The 17,483-nt window shown below is 70.5% G+C and carries 14 protein-coding genes; all 14 read right to left on the bottom strand.

The features are described 5' to 3' along the window. Positions 1-23: 23 nt before the first annotated feature. Positions 24-1,217 carry a DUF3566 domain-containing protein gene (locus JYA75_RS04275; protein ID WP_185713367.1) on the bottom strand — a complete coding sequence of 398 codons (1,194 nt, stop codon included), beginning with the start codon at positions 1,215-1,217 and terminating at the stop codon, positions 24-26. Next, complete coding sequence (gene gyrA / locus JYA75_RS04280) at positions 1,218-3,722, bottom strand: DNA gyrase subunit A (protein ID WP_006934483.1); 2,505 nt, start codon at positions 3,720-3,722, stop codon at positions 1,218-1,220. A gap of 150 nt (positions 3,723-3,872) precedes the next feature. Then, positions 3,873-4,703, bottom strand: a complete 831-nt coding sequence (locus tag JYA75_RS04285; protein WP_185713366.1) for an MHYT domain-containing protein — start codon at positions 4,701-4,703, stop codon at positions 3,873-3,875. A 157-nt stretch (positions 4,704-4,860) separates the two neighbouring features. Next, a complete protein-coding gene (locus JYA75_RS04290) occupies positions 4,861-5,697 on the bottom strand; it encodes an MHYT domain-containing protein (protein ID WP_006934481.1) in 837 nt (278 codons plus the stop codon). After that, complete coding sequence (locus tag JYA75_RS04295; RefSeq protein WP_006934480.1) at positions 5,697-6,251, bottom strand: ATP/GTP-binding protein; 555 nt, start codon at positions 6,249-6,251, stop codon at positions 5,697-5,699. The genes JYA75_RS04290 and JYA75_RS04295 overlap by 1 nt, the downstream gene beginning before the upstream one ends. Before the next feature lie 13 nt (positions 6,252-6,264). After that, positions 6,265-6,639, bottom strand: coding sequence for a DUF742 domain-containing protein (locus JYA75_RS04300; protein ID WP_006934479.1), 375 nt, complete (start codon positions 6,637-6,639; stop codon positions 6,265-6,267). Positions 6,640-6,652: 13 nt separating this feature from the next. Then, positions 6,653-7,069, bottom strand: a complete 417-nt coding sequence (locus tag JYA75_RS04305) for a roadblock/LC7 domain-containing protein (protein ID WP_006934478.1) — start codon at positions 7,067-7,069, stop codon at positions 6,653-6,655. Beyond that, on the bottom strand, positions 7,066-10,167 hold the full coding sequence (locus tag JYA75_RS04310) for an ATP-binding protein (RefSeq protein WP_185713365.1): 3,102 nt from the start codon (positions 10,165-10,167) through the stop codon (positions 7,066-7,068). Before JYA75_RS04310 ends, JYA75_RS04305 begins: the two co-directional genes overlap by 4 nt. A 338-nt stretch (positions 10,168-10,505) precedes the next feature. Beyond that, entirely contained in the window at positions 10,506-12,539 is a 2,034-nt protein-coding gene (gene gyrB, locus JYA75_RS04315; RefSeq protein WP_072633810.1) for a DNA topoisomerase (ATP-hydrolyzing) subunit B, read from the bottom strand. Between the two features lie 166 nt (positions 12,540-12,705). Further along, entirely contained in the window at positions 12,706-13,608 is a 903-nt protein-coding gene (locus JYA75_RS04320) for an alpha/beta fold hydrolase (RefSeq protein ID WP_203329725.1), read from the bottom strand. An 8-nt stretch (positions 13,609-13,616) separates the two neighbouring features. Then, complete coding sequence (locus JYA75_RS04325; protein WP_050034255.1) at positions 13,617-14,705, bottom strand: PDR/VanB family oxidoreductase; 1,089 nt, start codon at positions 14,703-14,705, stop codon at positions 13,617-13,619. Further along, positions 14,702-15,592 (bottom strand): metal-dependent hydrolase, encoded by an 891-nt coding sequence (locus tag JYA75_RS04330; RefSeq protein ID WP_185713363.1) that lies wholly within the window; start codon positions 15,590-15,592, stop codon positions 14,702-14,704. The genes JYA75_RS04325 and JYA75_RS04330 overlap by 4 nt, the downstream gene beginning before the upstream one ends. Positions 15,593-15,681: 89 nt before the next feature. After that, positions 15,682-16,230: a DUF721 family protein gene (locus JYA75_RS04335; protein WP_043799108.1), complete on the bottom strand. Its 549-nt coding sequence runs from the start codon at positions 16,228-16,230 to the stop codon at positions 15,682-15,684. Next, the gene (gene recF, locus JYA75_RS04340; RefSeq protein WP_029546804.1) at positions 16,227-17,480 is read right to left on the bottom strand and encodes a DNA replication/repair protein RecF; all 1,254 of its coding nucleotides are present in this window, start codon (positions 17,478-17,480) and stop codon (positions 16,227-16,229) included. Before recF ends, JYA75_RS04335 begins: the two co-directional genes overlap by 4 nt. Positions 17,481-17,483 lie beyond the last annotated feature (3 nt).

Genomic DNA, 17,483 nt, shown 5'->3' on the forward strand with positions numbered 1-17,483 from the left:
CGGCGGGGTCACGTTTTCCCAGCTCAGTCCGGGTCTGCGAGGGTGACTTGCACGCCCCCGACGAGGTCGGTGCACAGGTTGTAGATGAACGCCCCCAGGGTGGCCAGAGCGGTCAGCAGGATCGTGTTGACCAGCCCGATCACCGTCGCGTACCCGAAGACCTGGCCGGCGGTGATGAGGCCACCCCCACCGGTGTCGGACACCATGTCGGTGAAGGCGCTGTTGAGCCGTTCCCACACGCCCATGCCCGCGAGCACGCCGTACAGCAGACCCACGGCGACCATCCACACGAAGAACAACGAGACGGAGATCACCGAGGAGATCTTCAGCATCGACCACGGATCGATGCGGCGCAGCTGCACGGTCGCCCGCAGCGGCTCACCCGGGACCCGGGCCGCGGCCGCCACCACGGCAGCCGGTTGCGCAGCCGCGGATTCCTCGGCCGGCGCGGACGGCAGCGGATGCTTCACCGTCGACAGGTCCGGCAGGTCCTTCGCCAGGTCCTTGCGTTCGATGTGCCGCGTCGGACCGTCGATGACGGCCGCCTTCGTCTTGGCCGCCGACCGGTCCGCACCCGGCATCCCCGTCGTGGGCGCGTTCATCGAGGCGGCCGCCGTGCCGGTGACCACCGGGCGGGTCGGCGGCGTCGCGGCACCGGACCGGCCGCCGGCCGGATTCACGCCGGGGCGAGCCGCCGCCGGCTTCGCCGGGCCCGGCTGCTGTCCTGCGGGCTGCGGCGATCCGGTCGGGGCCGCGCCGGGCCGCGTGGCGGTCTTGTCACTCCCGGGCCGCGTGGCGGTCTTGTCACCCACAGCGTCGCCCGAGGTGGGCACCGCGGGACGCCCGGTCGAGGACGACATCTGACCCGGGCGGGCCAGATTCGTCTGCGGCACGTTCTGCGGCGCCTCCTGCTGACTCCCGCGCTGCCACGGCGGCGTGGGGGGGCCACCCGGCCGTTGCTGCCCGGGACGCCCCGCCGGCGACGTCCCGCTCTCCGGCGTGGCGGGACCCTGCTTCGCCGCGCCGTCGGCCGGCGCGCCCGGGTTCGCTCCCGCGGCGGGGTTCCGGGCGGCACCCGGCGCGTCCGACGGCGCCGCAGCGCCCTCCGGCTTCACCTCGGGAGCCTGCTTCCCGGGCACCTCTCGTCCGTTCTGTCCCTTCGGCGGCTGAGCGGGCGGCCCCTGCTCGGCCCCGTTCGGTCCCTGGGGAGTGCTCACTTACGACTCCTTCGCTTCGAGTACGGCGCTCTCCTCGGGCTCGTCGGCGTTGCGTGCGATCGCCAGCAACGTGTCCCCCTCCCCCAGGTTCATCAACCGCACACCCTTCGTCTGTCGGCCGGCCTTGCGCACCTGCTTCGCGGGGGTCCGGATGACGCCACCGCCCGAGGTGATCGCGTACAGCTCGTCGTCGTCGTCCACGATGAGCGCTCCGACCAGAGTGCCACGCTTGCGGTCGTACTGGATGGTCAGCACGCCCTTGCCGCCGCGGCCCTGCGCCATGTAGTCCTCGATCGGGGTGCGCTTGGCGTACCCGCCGGACGTCGCGACCAGCAGGTACGTGCCCTCGCGGACCACGTTGAGGGAGAGCAGGGCGTCGTCCTCGTTGAACCGCATGCCCTGCACACCTGAGGTCGCCCGGCCCATCGGCCGCAACGCCTCGTCGCTCGCCGCGAAACGGATCGACTGTCCCTTCGCGGACACCAGCAGCAGGTCGTCGTCCGACGAGCACAGCACCGCGCCGACCAGTTCGTCGTCGCCGCGCAGGTTGATCGCGACGATGCCGCCGGACCGGTTGGAGTCGAAGTCCGACAGGCGCGACTTCTTGACCAGGCCGTTGCGGGTCGCGAGCACCAGATACGGGGCGTCCTCGTAGGACTTGAGCCGGATGACGCCCTGGATCCGCTCGTCCGGCTGGAAGGCCAGCAGGTTGGCCACGTGCTGGCCGCGCGCGGTGCGGTTGGCCTCCGGCAGCTCGTAGGCCTTCGCCCGGTACACCCGGCCCTTGGTGGTGAAGAACAGCAGCCAGTCGTGCGTGGACGTCACGAAGAAGTGCTTGACGATGTCGTCCTGCTTGAGGTCGGCACCCTTGACGCCCTTGCCGCCACGCTTCTGGGACCGGTACAGGTCGGTCTTGGTGCGCTTGGCGTAGCCGGTCTCGGTGATGGTGACGACCACGTCCTCGCGGGCGATGAGGTCCTCGTCGGAGACGTCGCCGTCGGCCGCGACGATGCGGGTGCGGCGGTCGTCGCCGTACTTGTCGACGATCTCCTTCAGCTCGTCCCGCACGATCGCGCGCTGGCGCTCGGGCTTGGCGAGGATGTCCTTGAGGTCGTCGATCTCGCGCTCGATCTCGGCGAGTTCGTCGACGATCTTCTGTCGTTCCAGAGCGGCGAGGCGGCGCAGCTGCATCGCCAGGATCGCGTCGGCCTGGATCTCGTCGACGTCGAGCAGCCCGATCAGGCCGGTGCGCGCGTCCTCCACCGTCGCCGAGGCGCGGATCAGCGCGATGACCTCGTCGAGCGCGTCGAGCGCCTTGACGAGTCCGCGCAGGATGTGGGCCCGCTCCTCCGCCTTGCGCAGCAGGTACCGCGTCCGGCGGACGATGACCTCGACCTGATGGTTGACGTACAACCGGATCATCTGGTCGAGCCGCAGGGTGCGCGGCACGCCGTCGACGATCGAGAGCATGTTGCAGCCGAAGCCGGTCTGCAGCTGCGTGTGCTTGTAGAGGTTGTTGAGGACGACCTTCGCCACGGCATCACGGCGGACGGTGACGACGATGCGCATGCCCACACGGTCCGACGACTCGTCGTGGATGTCGGAGATGCCGGCGATCTTGCCGTCCCGGACCTGCTCGGCGATCGAGGTGATCAGGTTGTCCGGGTTGACCTGATACGGCAGTTCGGTGATGACGATGGAGGTCTTCCCCCGGGCGTCCTCCTCGATCTCCACGACACCGCGCATCCGCACCGAGCCGCGGCCCGTGGTGTACGCGTCCTTGATGCCCTGGCCGCCGACGATCAGGCCCGCCGTCGGGAAGTCCGGCCCCTTGATGCGCTCCATGACGGCCGCCAGGGTGGCTTCCTCGTCGGCCTCGTAGTTCTCGAGCGCCCAGTAGATCGCCTCGGCCACCTCACGGAGGTTGTGCGGCGGGATGTTGGTGGCCATGCCCACCGCGATGCCGCCGGAACCGTTGATCAACAGGTTGGGGATACGGCTGGGGAGAACCACCGGCTCGAGCGTGCGGCCGTCGTAGTTCGGCTGGAAATCGACCGTCTCGTGGTCGATCTCCCGCAGCATCTCCATCGCGAGCGGCGTGAGCCGGCACTCGGTGTACCGCATCGCGGCCGCACCGTCGTTGCCGCGGGAACCGAAGTTGCCCTGGCCGTCCACGAGCGGGTAGCGCATCGACCACGGCTGCGCGAGTCGCACGAGCGTGTCGTAGATCGAGGCGTCGCCGTGCGGATGGTAGTTGCCCATCGTCTCGGCGACGGCACGTGCCGACTTCACGTAGCCGCGGTCCGGGCGGAACCCGTTGTCGTACATTGCGTACAGGACGCGGCGGTGCACCGGCTTGAGACCGTCCCGCACATCGGGCAGGGCGCGGCCCACGATCACGCTCATCGCGTAATCGATGTAGCTGCTCTGCATCTCCTGCTGGATGTCGACGGGCTCGATGCGGTCGTGCCCCGGCCCCTCCGGCGGCAACGTGGTGTCGGTCATGAGCTCCTTCTTCTACTCGGCTCGAACGCCGCGGGCTTCCGCCCGGCGCGCGTCTCGCAACCACACGAGTCTATAGGTGCAGGTCAGCTCGCACACCGACCGATGCGGCGATTCCGCTCGACCGACCCTGCACGTCGCCCGGAATTCACGTCACGATCGCGCCGGAACGGTCCGCGACGAGTCGGTGCCGTCGTCGGTGGTCCAGCGGGCGAACTCCTGTTCCAGTGCCAGATCCCTCCGGCTGGGCGCGAGCAGCAGCGCCGCGATGGGCACGGTGAGAACGACGATGCCGAGCACGAAGGAGGGGAACAGCAGGGCGGTGACGGTCTGGCCCGCCGGCAGCGGGACGGTCGGGTCGACCTGGACGCGCACACCGGCCATGCCGGTGTAGTGCAGCGCGACGACCGCGCAGCCCATGAGCAGGGCGGCCGGTACCCGGAGCGTCCACCGGTCCGCGGCCTGCGCGAGCCACAGGGCGACCGTGGCCGCGACGACACCGATGGCCACCGAGGCCACGACGAACGCCGTGTCATGCTCGAGCGAGCCCTGGATCCGGATGGCCCACATGCCGCTGTAGTGCATGAGGCTGACCGCCAGGCCCATCCCGACACCGCCGACGAACAGACGGACGAGAGACGGGACGCGGTTCACCCACGCGGTGCGGGAGCTCACGAGCCAGAGCCCGAACCAGGTGGCGGCCACCGACAGCGCGACGGAGAAGACGGTCGGTCCCAGCGCGTAACGGACCGCGGTACCCGGGACGTCGAAGCCCATCATCCCGATGAAGTGCATGAGCCAGACGGCCACACCGCCGACGGACAGGGCGGCCATGGCCATCCAGCGGCGGTGGCCGCGGCCGGTCGGGGCGATCAGCGCCTGGCGGGCGCAGGAGAGCCCGACGAACGATCCGACGACGGAGGTGGCATAGGCGAGGAAGAACACCCACATCCCCATGGAGAAGTGGTGCATTTCGTGCGACATCGTGACCTTCTGAGCGTGGCACGCGGAAGTCGGTCCGCACTCGTGCGGTGGCGCGCCACACCGAATCGATACGGGCTGCGACTTCGCCCCCTCGACAGCGATCGGAGCGTATCGCATCGATGTAATTCGAACGGGGGCAGGTCCCGCCCCCGTGCGCTCAGGTGGCCGGACGCCGGGGATCGGCCGGGCTGTGCTGCTGCGCCCACGCCTCGGCCTCGGCCTCCAGTGCGGCCGCCACCCGGTCGGGAGCCATGAGCAACGCCATGATCGGGACCGTCAGGATCAGCATGCCGAGCACGAACACCGGGAAGAGGACGGCGAACACCTCGACCCCCGACGGGGCCGCGGTCGCCGGATCCACCGTCACCTGCACCGCCGCCATCGCGAGGAAGTGCACGCCGATCACCGCCGCGCCGGCGAAGATGCTGCCGCCGATCCGCATCCACCTGCTGTCGGCGACCGTGACCAGCCACAGGACCACCACCGCGGTGAGGCAGGCCGCCACCACGGACGCCGCCACGTAGGTCAGGTCGTATGCGACGGTGCCCTGCAGTTCCATCGCCCACATGATCGAGTAGTGCACGCCGGCGATCCCGGCGCCGAGGACCAGCGACCCGCCCAGCAGCCGTGCCGCCACGGCACCGCGCGACGGCCGGGCCCGGCGCGACACCCGCTTCGGCTGCACGACCACCATGGCGACGAAGGCGGACACCAGCGCCACCGCCATCGAGAAGACGATGCCGAGCAGGTCGTATCGGATGATGCTGCCGTCCACCGTGAAACCCGCCATCGGCAGGAAGTGCGCCAGCCACACCCCGACGCCCCCGGTCGAGAGCGCGGCTCGCATCAGCCAGTACAGCCGCGCCCGTTCCGAACCGGCGGACAACGACTTGCGGGCACTGGCCAGTCCCACGAGCAACCCGATCGCCGACGTCGCGTACGCCAGGACGATCACCCACGTGCCCATGCCGAACAGGTGCACGTGCGTGTCCATCAGGGCGCTACCGGCTGATGCAGCTTGCGCAGCGCGTACTCGGTGACCGTCACGAGCGCCGACTTGGCGGACTCGCGCTGCCGAGCGTCGATCGAGACGATCGGCACGTCCGCCGAGACCGCGAGGGCCTGACGGATGTCCTCGGTCGGGTACCGCGGGGCGTCGTCGAATTCGTTGATCGCGACGATGAACGGCAGGTTCCGGGCCTCGAAGAAGTCGACCGCCGCGAAACTCTCGTCCAGACGCCGGGTGTCGATGAGCACGATGGCACCGATCGCACCTCGGATCAGGTCGTCCCACATGAACCAGAACCGGTGCTGCCCCGGCGTACCGAACAGGTACAGCACGAGATCCTCGGCGAGGCTGATCCGGCCGAAGTCCATCGCGACGGTCGTGGTGGCCTTCTGCGGCGTCGCGCTCAGGTTGTCGACGCCGTCGCTGGCGTTGGTGACCAGCGCTTCGGTGCGCAGCGGAACGATCTCCGAGACCGCCCCCACCAACGTGGTCTTGCCGACACCGAAGCCCCCGGCGATCACGATCTTCGTCGAGGTCACCCGCTTCGGGGAGTTAGAGTTCGCGAAGTCCACTGAGGACCCTTTCAATCAGCTCACGACGCTCCGCGTCGCTCGAATCGTCTTTCAGGGTGGCCAGGATCCGTACGTGCCCGGCTTCGACGAGATCCGCCACGAGTACGCGCGCCACCCCGATCGGCACACCCACCCGCGCCGCGATCTCGGCGACCGACGGGGACTCTCTGCACAAAGCCACGATCGTGGCATTGATGTTGTCCAGGTCCCGGGCACGGTCGTCCGTGCCCGGGAGGACCTGGATCAGTGCCTCCAACGCCAGCTCGACCGCGGGGCTGGTCCGTCCCGAAGTCAGTGAGTACGGCCGGACCAGACTGGGCTGGGCCGGCGGCGACTCCGGCTTGCGTTCTTCCATGGCCACCTCGACGTCAGGACCCCAGACCGATGCGCGGAGTGGCCTCGACCGACGCCCCCACACGATCGACCAGGAGTGCCATCTCGTAACCGACCTGTCCGATGTCGCATTCCGAGGCGGTCAGGGTCGCAAGGTGCGAGCCGTCACCCACGCTCATCAGCAGCAGGTAACCGTGCTGCATCTCCACGACGGACTGGAGCACTCCGCCGCCCTCGAAGAGCTGGGACACGCCGTTGGACAGGCTGGCCAGGCCGGACGTGACGGCAGCGAGCTGCTCGGCACGGTCGACAGGCAGGTGTGCGCTGGCCGCCATCAGGAGGCCGTCCGCGGACACGAGCACGGCGTGGGAGACGCCGGGAACCTCGCGCGCGAAGTTCGACACCAACCAGTCCAGAGGACGAGTTACGTCGGATCCATGGTCAATGTTCATCGAACTCCCTGTTCGTCGGTCTGGGTGGACGCGTGCGCGGAGGCCCGCCCGTTGCGAACCCCTTGCTGGTGACGGCTCAGGTTGGCCCGGATGGCCTCCGGGTCGCGCCGCCGAACAGCCGGCACAGATCCGGTCGCCGGGGAGGCGACCGCACCGGGCACCAGCCTATGACCGGGTGCACGTCGCGGAAGACCCGCGGTGGTGAGTTGCTCCACCGGGGCTTGCGCCGCCTCCTGGGCGGCCCTCCAACCGACGTCCGCCCGCGAGTTCCACTCCGGCCGACGGTCCTCCGGCAGGCTCGTCGGATCGACGAGCCAGCTCGACATCATGTCGGCGAAGATCGGCGTGCCGGCACCCGGACGCAGCGAGTTGACGTCGGGGCGCGGCTGGAAGAACGCGGCCGTCTTGGCCGGGTTCGTCCGGTACCGATGCCGTGCGGCGCGGCCCGGCTGCCCGTCGGCTGCTGCGCTGCCGTGGCCGGCGGACGCGGCGGCCGGGTCTGCGGACTGCTCGAAATGCTGCTGCGGCAGGGAGGAATCGGCGGCGGCCGGCGGCGTCGGCAGCCCGGGAGTGCTCCCAGGGCGGCGCTGCGGCAGACCGTTGCCCGACGCACCGCTGCCCGACGCACCGTTCCCCGACGCACCGTTCCCCGACGCACCGCTGCCCGGCACAGCAGCGGACGGCTGCGGCGACAGACCCGGCGTGGCACCCGGCCGGCGCTGCGGCAGACCATTGCCCGCGGTGGCCGGAGCCGGCTGCGGCGACAGACCCGGCGTGGCACCCGGCCGGCGCTGCGGCAGACCGCTGCCCGCGGACGACGGAGCCGACTCGGGCGAGGCCGGAGCGGCCGCGGCGGGAGCAGGAGCAGACGAGACCGTCTCCGAGCGGCGCGGCGGCAGGACCGGCGTCGGACCGGGTTGCCGTCGGGGCAGTTCCGACAGCGGCGTGGGCTGGCGCGGCACAGGACCCGGGGTGACACCCGGCTGACGCTGCGGCAGACCGGGAGTCGAGCCGGGGCGGCGCTGCGGCAGACCGGGAGTGGTCCCCGGCTGGCGCTGCGGCAGACCCGCGGATGGCTCCGGAGGAACGGGTGCCGGCTGGCGCTGCGGCAGCGGCGATTCCGGCGCGGGGGTGCGTTCCGGCAGGGCCGGGGCCGCGACGTCGCGCGGCGGCCGCGGAGCCAGGGCCTCGGCCGGACGGCCGTCCTCGCCCATGCGCGGCTGCGGCCCGGTCTGCGACAGGGCGAGCGGCGAGACGAGGAGCACGTCGGGAATGTGGACGCTGGCGGTGATGCCCGGGTTGCGTGCGGTGTCGAACGTCGGGCGCAGCCGCACGGTGAGGCCGTGCCGCGCCGCGAGGCGCGAGACCACGAACAGACCCATGTGGCGGGCGGTGTCGGGACCGACCTCGCCACCGAGAGCAAGCCGCTCGTTGATCGCGTCGAGTTCCTCGGCCGGGATCCCGATACCGCGGTCGGCGATCTCGACGAGCAGGCCACCGTCGACGGCCCGGGCGAAGCTGAACGTCACGGTGCTGTCCGGCGGGGACGCCCGCAGCGAGTTGTCGACGAGCTCGGCGAGCAGGTGGACGATGTCCGTGGCGACCGTGCCGCTGAGTGCGCCTTCCGGCGTCGAGCCGATCTGGACGCGCTGGTAGTCCTCCACCTCGGACATCGCGGCACGCAGGATGTCACCGAGCTGTACGGGCGCGGAGTGGCCGCGCCGCATCCGGGTGCCCGAGAGGATCAGCAGGTTGTCGCCGTTACGGCGCATGCGCGCCGCGAGGTGGTCGAGTCGGAACAGGCTCTCGAGCCGGGCCGGATCCTTCTCCTCGTACTCGAGTCGTTCGATGAGGCCGAGCTGCTGCTCGACGAGCGACTTGCTGCGCCGGGCGAGGGTCTCGAACATGTCGTTGATCTGCAGGCGGAGGTGGGCCTGCTCGCCGGCGAGGCGCAGGGCCTGCCCGTGCATGTCGTCGACGGCGCGGGCGAGCTGGCCGACCTCCTCGGTCGTGTGCACCGGGACCCGCGTGAACTCGATGTCCTCGACGTTGTCACCCACCTTGATGCGGTCGATGGCGTCGGGGAGTTCCTGCCGGGCGACCTTGAGAGCGCCGTAGCGCAGGCGGCGGATCGGGCCGACGAGCGACCGCGACACGAGAAGCGCCAGGACGAGCGCGGCGAGCAGGGCACCGAGCACGATCGCGGTGTCGCGGAGGGCGGCGGAGCGGGTGTCGGAGGCGCGGGCGAGAACGGTCTCGCTGATCGCGTCGGACGCCTCGTCGATGAGGGTGCCGTAGACCTCGACGCTCTGCAGCAGCGACGAGCGCAGGTTCAGGATGGGCAGCGGCCCGTCGCCGGCGGCGTCGATCATCGCGGTGCGCTCGGCGACGCCGTTGCGCAGCTCCTGGATCTGGGCGTCGGACGCCGGATACGACCGGGCGAGCGTCTCGAGCATGGCGAGCTCGGAGCCGGACGCGGACACCAGGGTGGTGCCCGGCTGGTCCGGGTCCCGCAGGATCGCCACGATGCCCATCACCTGATCGAACAGGTAGCGCTGCGACGCCCAGGCGTCGACGAGCCGGGTGCCCTCGGCGAGCACGGACGGATCCTCGATCGGCTCGACGATCGCCTCGACGATGCGGATCAGGTCCTTGCGGATGGCATTGGTCTGCTCGTTGAGCTCGGGGAGCGGGATGTTGCCGGCCGCGATACGGTCTCGCAGCGCCTCGGCGGCGGCCACGGTGCGGGTGAGGTCCGCGGCGATGACCGGATCCAGCTCCGGATTCTGGGACACCGCCCGGACGCGTTCCAGTGTCGCGTCGAGGTTCTCGATCTCGTTCGTGATGCCGGTGCCGGCGGCCAGCGTCGCGGAGGCGGTACCGAAGGCGGTACCGAAGTCGACGAGGTCGGGCACGACGGCCACCTGGTCGGCAGCGGACGAGAAGTGGACGGCGTTGGAGAGCTCCTGCTGCACGCGCAGGCCGCCCAGCACCATTGCCACGGTCACGGGAACGGCGAGAACGGCGGTCACCTTCCAGCGAAGGCCCCACCCTTCGATGTTCCACCACCGCTGCCGAGGTGGCGATTCGTCACTCATCTTCACAGCTCACTTTCCACCCGGTTTCCGCCGCCGACCCACACCCGCGCCACACCGCTCGGTGTCGAGGAGGTGCGGCTGCGGGTGGAGTGGTCGGAAGAGACGTTCCTGAGTGCACGCACCATATCCGTCCGAGTGCGGATAACGAAAGGAGCACGACCACTCCCGGAACCGGCGGGAGTCGCGCCCCGAGCCGGTCACCGAGCCGAAAACTCTACCGACCAGTAACATTCGCGGCCCGGGAACGCGCACCCGACGCGCCGAAGGGCGGCGAAAGCGGTGGTGTGAACCTCGTCACACACCCCTTCCGCCGCCCTCTCCGGCGCCGCGGAACCCGGTCAGACGTCCAGGAAGCGAACGTCCTTGGCGTTACGGGTGATGAAACTGCGACGTGCCTCGACGTCCTCGCCCATCAGGATGCTGAACAGCTCGTCGGCTGCGGCCGCGTCGTCGAGCGTCACCTGACGCAGCACGCGCACGCTGGGATCCATGGTGGTCTCCCACAGTTCCTTGGCGTTCATCTCGCCGAGACCCTTGTAACGCTGGATGCCGTCGTCCTTGTTGATCTTCTTGCCGGCGGCGAGACCGCGCTCGAGCAGGCCGTCACGCTCCCGGTCGGAGTACGCGAACTCGGGCTCGGAACGCTGCCACTTGAGCTTGTACAACGGCGGCTGCGCCAGGTACACGTGGCCGTGCTCGACCAGCGGACGCATGAAGCGGAACAGCAGCGTCAGCAGCAGCGTGGCGATGTGCTGGCCGTCGACGTCGGCGTCGGCCATCAGCACGATCTTGTGGTAGCGCAGCTTCGCGATGTCGAACTCGTCGTGGATACCGGTGCCGAAGGCGGTGATGATCGCCTGGACCTCGTTGTTCTTCAGCACGCGATCGATGCGCGCCTTCTCGACGTTGATGATCTTGCCGCGCAGCGGCAGGATCGCCTGGTACATCGAGTCGCGTCCCGACTTCGCGGAGCCACCGGCGGAGTCGCCCTCGACGATGTAGATCTCGGACTTGCTCGGGTCGTTCGACCGGCAGTCCGCCAGCTTGCCGGGCAGCCCGCCGAGATCGGTGGCGGACTTGCGCCGGACCAGCTCGCGCGCCTTGCGGGCGGCGACGCGGGCCTGCGCGGACGAGACCGCCTTCGTCACGATGGTCTTCGCGTCGGCCGGGTTCGCCTCGAGCCAGTGCGACAGGTGCTCGTTGCAGGCCCTCTGCACGAACGACTTGACCTCTGTGTTGCCGAGCTTGGTCTTGGTCTGGCCCTCGAACTGCGGTTCGCCGACCTTGACCGAGATGATCGCGGCCAGTCCCTCGCGGATGTCGTCGCCGGTGAGGTTCGGGTCCTTGTCCTTGAGGAGCTTCTTGTCCTTCGCGTACTTGTTGACCACCGAGGTCAGGGCCGCGCGGAAGCCCTCCTCGTGGGTGCCGCCCTCGTGGGTGTTGATCGTGTTGGCGAAGGTGTGGACCGACTCGGAGTAGCCCGAGTTCCACTGCATCGCGACCTCGAGCTCGTGGCCGGTGCCCTTCGCGGTGAAGCCGACGACCGAGTTGTGGATCGGCTGCTTGGTGCGGTTGATGTGCCGCACGTAGTCCTCGAGGCCGCCCGGGTAGTGGTAGACGCGGGTCTTGACCTTGTGATGCTGTTCGGCCTCGGCCTGTTCCTGCTCCTCGGCCTTCTTCGGTGCCTCGGCGAGTTCGCTGACGACCTCGTCGGTGACCTCCTCGGGGGCGACCCGCTCGTCGGTCAGCGTGATCGTCAGGCCCTTGTTGAGGAAGGCCATCTCCTGCAGGCGCCGCGCGACCGTCTCGAAGTTGTAGGTCGTGGTCTCGAAGATGTCCGGGTCCGACCAGAACCGGACGGTGGTGCCGGTGGCCCGCGTGGGCTCGCCCCTGATCAGTTCGCCGGGCTTCGACGACAGGTACGTCTGCTCCCAGTGGTAGCCGTCGTTGTCGATCTCCACCTCGAGCCGGGTGGACAGCGCGTTGACCACCGAGATGCCGACGCCGTGCAGACCGCCGGAGACGGCGTAGGCATCGGAATCGAACTTGCCGCCCGCGTGCAGCTGGGTCAGCACGACCTCGACGGTCGGGATGCCGGAGGCGTGCATCCCGACGGGGATGCCGCGGCCGTCGTCGACGACCTGCACGCCGCCGTCCTCGAGGAGGGTCACCTCGACCTTGGTGGCATGGCCGGCCATCGCCTCGTCGACCGAGTTGTCGACGACCTCCCAGATCAGGTGGTGCAGGCCGCGCTCACCGGTGGAACCGATGTACATGCCGGGGCGCTTGCGCACCGCCTCGAGACCCTCGAGGACGGTGATGGAGGAAGCACCGTACTCACTGTTGCTCTTGTTCGACTTCTGGGCAGCCACGGGTTGGTAGCTCTCCTTCTTCCGCCTGGGTCTCGCGCACACGCGCACGCATTCGGAATTCATCCTACTGCCCGGAAGCGTACTTGCCCCGCCCGACACAGGACGGGCCGCCGACGCCGCTCACCGGCCCGCAGGCGCGGCGTCGCGAGTACGGGAGGGTGAATCGCTAGGGCGACGAGGTTCGGACAGTGTGCCGCGCCTCGACGTCGCGCACGAAGCGCGCGGTCGCGGCCGCGAGCTCCCCGGCATGCGAGCGCGGCGACCAGTGCCCGGCGTCGAGCGGTTCCCGGCGCAGATCGGTGACCCACTTCTCGGTGTCCTCGTACCCGACCGGCCGCACCGCCCGGTCCCGCAGGCCCTGGATCAGCTGAACGGGGACGTCGGTGCGCCGCTCGCGCGGCGCGCGGAGCCGCCGGCGCAGGTTCGCCCGGTACAGCTTCAGGCCGTGCACCATGTCGTCGGCGAGCGTGGGCGCGACGGGTCCGATCAGGGCCGGGTCGGAGCGGTCGAAGAACCCGACGAATCCCGGCCAGTGCCGGGAGAACCACCACCGCAGCGCGGGCACGGGCAGGCCGGGGGTCTGGAACAGCACCGTGTAGGACGACGCCACGGCCTGCTCGAGCGGGCCGAGCGGGCGCCGCTCCCCCAGCCGGCGACGCATCCACAGCGCGAGGTGGTCGAGGTTCGGCCCGGACACCGAGGTGTACGACGCGATCCGCTCCGCCGCCCCGGGTTCGCACACGGCCTCCCAGCCCAGCACCGACCCCCAGTCGTGCCCGAGCAGGTGCACCGGCGCGTCCGGGCTCACCGCGTCGATCACCGCGAACAGGTCCGCGGCGAGCAGTTCGAGCCGGTAGGCCGCGACGTCGCGCGGCACGGTCGACGCGCCGGCACCGCGGTTGTCGAACCGGACGATCCGGAAGTCGCCGGCCAGCGCGGGCACCACGCGGTCCCACAGGGCATGCGTGTCGGGCCAGCCGTGGACCAGCACGAGGGTCGGCCCCTGCGGGTTGCCCTCCTCGACGACGTGGAGGCGGACGGCTCCGTTCGTGACGGTACGAGTGGTCATGTTCTCCCTCAGAGGTCGAGTACGAGCCGGCCACCGTCGGCGCGCGAGACACAGACGAGCATCTCCTCGCGACGTTCCTCGGGGGTGAGCCGGTTCTCGCGGTGGTCGGGGGTGCCGGACAGGACCCGCACCCGGCAGGTTCCGCAGAACCCCTGCCGGCACGAGTAGCCGATGCCGGGCCGGCGCCGGCGGATCACTTCGAGCGCCGATTCGTCGGCTGGGACGGCGAGCACCTCTCCGGTGCTCGCCAGTTGGACCTCGAAGGCCCGGCCGTCGACGACGGGTGGGGCACCGAACCGCTCGAAGTGCAGGGCCGACGCCCCCGTGGCATCGATGCCGGCACGCACCGCGTCCAGCATCGGGGTGGGCCCACAACAGTAGACGGCCCCGCCGGCGGGGGCGCCGGCGAGCAGGTCGGCGCCCGTCGGCGTGCCGTACTCGTCGTCCGGACGTACGAAAACCCTTGACGGATCCCATGTTCCGATCTCGTCGAGGAACGGCATCGCGGCCCGGGTGCGTCCGGTGTAGACGAGCCGCCAGTCCATTCCAGCACGGTCCGCGGCGCGGGTCATCGCCAGGACGGGAGTGATGCCGATCCCGCCGGCGACGAACAGGGCCGCACCCTCGGCGACGAACGGGAACCCGTTGCGCGGACCGCGCACGGCCACCGGGTCGCCCGGTTCGAGGGCATGCATCTCGAGCGACCCGCCCCCGCCGCCGGGGATCCGGCGAACCGCGACGGTGTAGCGGGTGCGGTCCTCGTGATCGCCGCACAGCGAGTACTGCCGTCGCCGCCCGGAGGGCAGATGGAAGTCGAGGTGGGCACCCGGGTGCCACGCCGGCAGCTCGGCGCCGCCGGGGGCACGCAGCGTCAACCGCACCACGTCGCCGTCGGCCGTCACCGGGTCCTTTTCGGTGACAACCAGATTCAGCTGCAGATCGGGGTCCCCGGCACCGGCGGCGCCGTCGTAGCCGAGAGCCGTGACGAGACGCAGGTAGCTCTCCACGACGGATCCGAGCAGGCCCATCGCACGGTCGGTCCGGTTCCGCCCGTGCAGGTCCGACGGGCGACGGTGCCGCGGCAGCACCCCGGTCATCGGGCTGCCGCCCGGGCCGCGGGGGAGGACGCCAGATAGCGGACCGCCTGACCGGTCGAGCCCTCGTGGCTCGGGTGGTACGAGCGGTGGAAGTACCGCGACATGCGCCTGCCGAGGTCCACCGGGCCGGGTAGCGTGCCGCGGCGACTCGCCGCCAGCCAGTCCGAAAGATGGGGTGCACGCACATGTTTCGATGCACGCGCCAGGTCCGGGTCGTGGGCCATGAGGAATCGGGCACCGCGGATCCACAACCACACGAGGACCGGGGTGACGAGGAGCTGGGTGCGGATCCGCCGGGCCTCCCCGGGGTCGAAGTAGCGCATCACGTCGTAGGCGACGCTGCGATGCTCGACCTCCTCGGCGCCGTGCCAGCGCAGCAGGTCGAGCATGGTCGGATCGGTGCCCGCCGCGTCGAGGCCCTTCGCATTGAGGACCCAGTCCCCGAGGAACGCGGTGACGTGCTCGACGGCGGCGATGATGGCGAGCCGCTCGACGAGGTAGTTCTCCGCGCGCAGTCCGGTCAGCGGTCGCCGGCCGAGCAACCGGCCGAACAGCCACCGCATCTGGTCCGCGAACGGGGTGGGATCGAGACCCTTCGACTCGAGTTGCTCGAGTACCCCCTGGTGAGCGTGGGAGTGCACCGATTCCTGGCCGATGAATCCCACGACGTCTTCGCGCAGTTGTTCGTCCTCGATGAGCGGCAGCGCCTCCTTGAACGTCTCGACGAACCACTCCTCCCCCGCCGGCAGCAACAGATGCAGGACGTTGAGCACGTGGGTGCTGAACGGATCGCCCGGCACCCAGTGCAGGGGCAGCGTGCTCCAGTCGAACTCGACGTTGCGGGCCTGGAGCAGGACGCGGTCCGGTTCGATGAGTGGTGTGGACATGGACGTACCTCCCGATGCGGACGTGTGCGGCAGCGCACAACCGGCCGATTTCAACGTAACATCGGGTTACATATAAATCCAGGGTCGGATCAGCCGTATGTGTCCCGCGGTCCGCGCCCGCGGACGTGCCGCTCCCCCTTACGCCAGCTCGGCGCCGTCGGCCCGGTGATCCGCAGCTCCTTGACCACCCCGTGCCCGACCGCGGCGGCGATCTTCGCGAGGATCTGCGCCTGCATCATGCGCAGCTGGGTCGCCCACGCGGTCGACTCCGCCGACACGTGCAGCACCCCGTCGCGCAGCGTCGTCGGCGACGCGTGCGAGGCGATATCGTCGCCGACCACGCGCGCCCAACTGCCCAGCACCGTGCCCTCCGACACGCGCCCCGACCATCCCCGCTGCTTGGCCAGCGAGTTCGCCAGCGCGCCGAGCGGCTGCGGGTCCCGCTCGTCGGGGCCCGGGCCCGACCAGCCGCGACGGCGGCGCCGTGGTCGCAGCGCCCCGCGTGACGCGCGCCCCTGCCCCACCGACTTCCCGCTCGCCTTCGCGGCCGCACGGGCCTCCTCCAGCGCGCGACGGGCCAGGTCGATCCCGCGCAGCGGCGGCTCGGGGGGTTGTTCGCCCGGATTCTCGGTGCTCATCGCAGTGCTCCGTCCACGGTTCCGTCCAGATCCGGCTGCGAGGGATCGCCGCCGTCGAGCCGGGTCAGCACCGAGAGCCGTCCCCGGTCGGTGTCCTCGGCCCGCACCCCGAACCGGACCGCGGACAGCTCCGCCGGCACGTCCTCGGGGACCGCGGCGGTGATGAGTACCTGCTCGGCCGAGGCCGCGACGGCGGCGAGCGCGGTGCGACGACGCCGATCCAGCTCGGCGAACACATCGTCCAGCATGAGGACCGGGTCGGTGCCGTCGGCCCGCAGGAGCGAGAAGGCGCCCAGGCGCAGCGCCAGCGCGAACGACCAGGACTCCCCGTGGCTGGCGAATCCCTTGGCCGGCTGATCACCCAGGATCAGGTCGAGTTCGTCGCGGTGGGGGCCCACCAGGCACACGCCCCGCTCGATCTCCTTCGTCCGCGCCTGCGCCAGCCGGGTCAGGAACGCGGCCTCGAGCACCTCACGGTCGTCGGATCGCGGCGCGCGGGCCGGGTCGGCGAACTCCGGCGGCAGCGCCTCGCCCACCGTGCTGCGGTAACGGAGCAGCGCCGGTCGTGACTCGGGGGCGATCGATCGGTACGCCTCGGCGACGTGCGGGGCGAGCTCGTGCAGCAGCGCGACGCGGGCCGCGAGCAGCTCGGACCCGTGTGCCGCGAGATGGCCGTCCCACACGTCGAGCGTCGCCAGGGCGCTCGCCCCGTCGCCGGACCGGCTGCCGCGGCGCAGCGCACCCCCGGCCGTCTTCAGCAGGGCCGAGCGCTGTCGCAGCACCTTGTCGTAGTCGGCGCGGACCCCGCTCATCCGCGGGATGCGGGTGGCGAGCAGCTCGTCGAGGAACCGGCGCCGGTCGCCCGGGTCGCCCCGCACCAGCGACAGGTCCTCCGGCGCGAACAACACCGTCCGCAGGATGCCGAGGATCTCGCGCGGCCGCCGGGTCGGGGACTGGTTGATCCGGCCCCGGTTGGGCCGGCCCTCGTTGAGTTCGACGTCGATACCCAGTTCCCGGCCGCCGTTGACGACGACCGCACCCACCTGGGCGCGCGACGTCCCGCTCCGGAACAGCGGGGCATCGCCGGACACCCGGTGCGAGGTCAGCGTCGACAGGTAGCCGAGCGCCTCGAGCAGGTTGGTCTTGCCGTGCCCGTTGCGACCGAGGAACACCGTCGGCCCCGGCGCCAGATTCAGCGAAACGGCTTCCCAGGAACGGAAGTCGCGCAACGAGAAGGTGCGAACGTACACGGG

Source organism: Rhodococcus sp. PSBB066 (genome assembly GCF_017068255.1).
GTDB classification, from domain to species: domain Bacteria; phylum Actinomycetota; class Actinomycetes; order Mycobacteriales; family Mycobacteriaceae; genus Rhodococcus; species Rhodococcus aetherivorans.

Coding starts and splice junctions, on each gene's coding strand:
- gyrA (WP_006934483.1), bottom strand. CDS start 3,722: ATGACCGACACCACGTTGCCGCCGGAGGGGCCGGGGCACGACCGCATC.
- JYA75_RS04285 (WP_185713366.1), bottom strand. CDS start 4,703: ATGTCGCACGAAATGCACCACTTCTCCATGGGGATGTGGGTGTTCTTC.
- JYA75_RS04290 (WP_006934481.1), bottom strand. CDS start 5,697: ATGGACACGCACGTGCACCTGTTCGGCATGGGCACGTGGGTGATCGTC.
- JYA75_RS04300 (WP_006934479.1), bottom strand. CDS start 6,639: ATGGAAGAACGCAAGCCGGAGTCGCCGCCGGCCCAGCCCAGTCTGGTC.
- JYA75_RS04305 (WP_006934478.1), bottom strand. CDS start 7,069: ATGAACATTGACCATGGATCCGACGTAACTCGTCCTCTGGACTGGTTG.
- JYA75_RS04310 (WP_185713365.1), bottom strand. CDS start 10,167: ATGAGTGACGAATCGCCACCTCGGCAGCGGTGGTGGAACATCGAAGGG.
- JYA75_RS04320 (WP_203329725.1), bottom strand. CDS start 13,608: ATGACCACTCGTACCGTCACGAACGGAGCCGTCCGCCTCCACGTCGTC.
- JYA75_RS04325 (WP_050034255.1), bottom strand. CDS start 14,705: ATGACCGGGGTGCTGCCGCGGCACCGTCGCCCGTCGGACCTGCACGGG.
- JYA75_RS04330 (WP_185713363.1), bottom strand. CDS start 15,592: ATGTCCACACCACTCATCGAACCGGACCGCGTCCTGCTCCAGGCCCGC.
- JYA75_RS04335 (WP_043799108.1), bottom strand. CDS start 16,230: ATGAGCACCGAGAATCCGGGCGAACAACCCCCCGAGCCGCCGCTGCGC.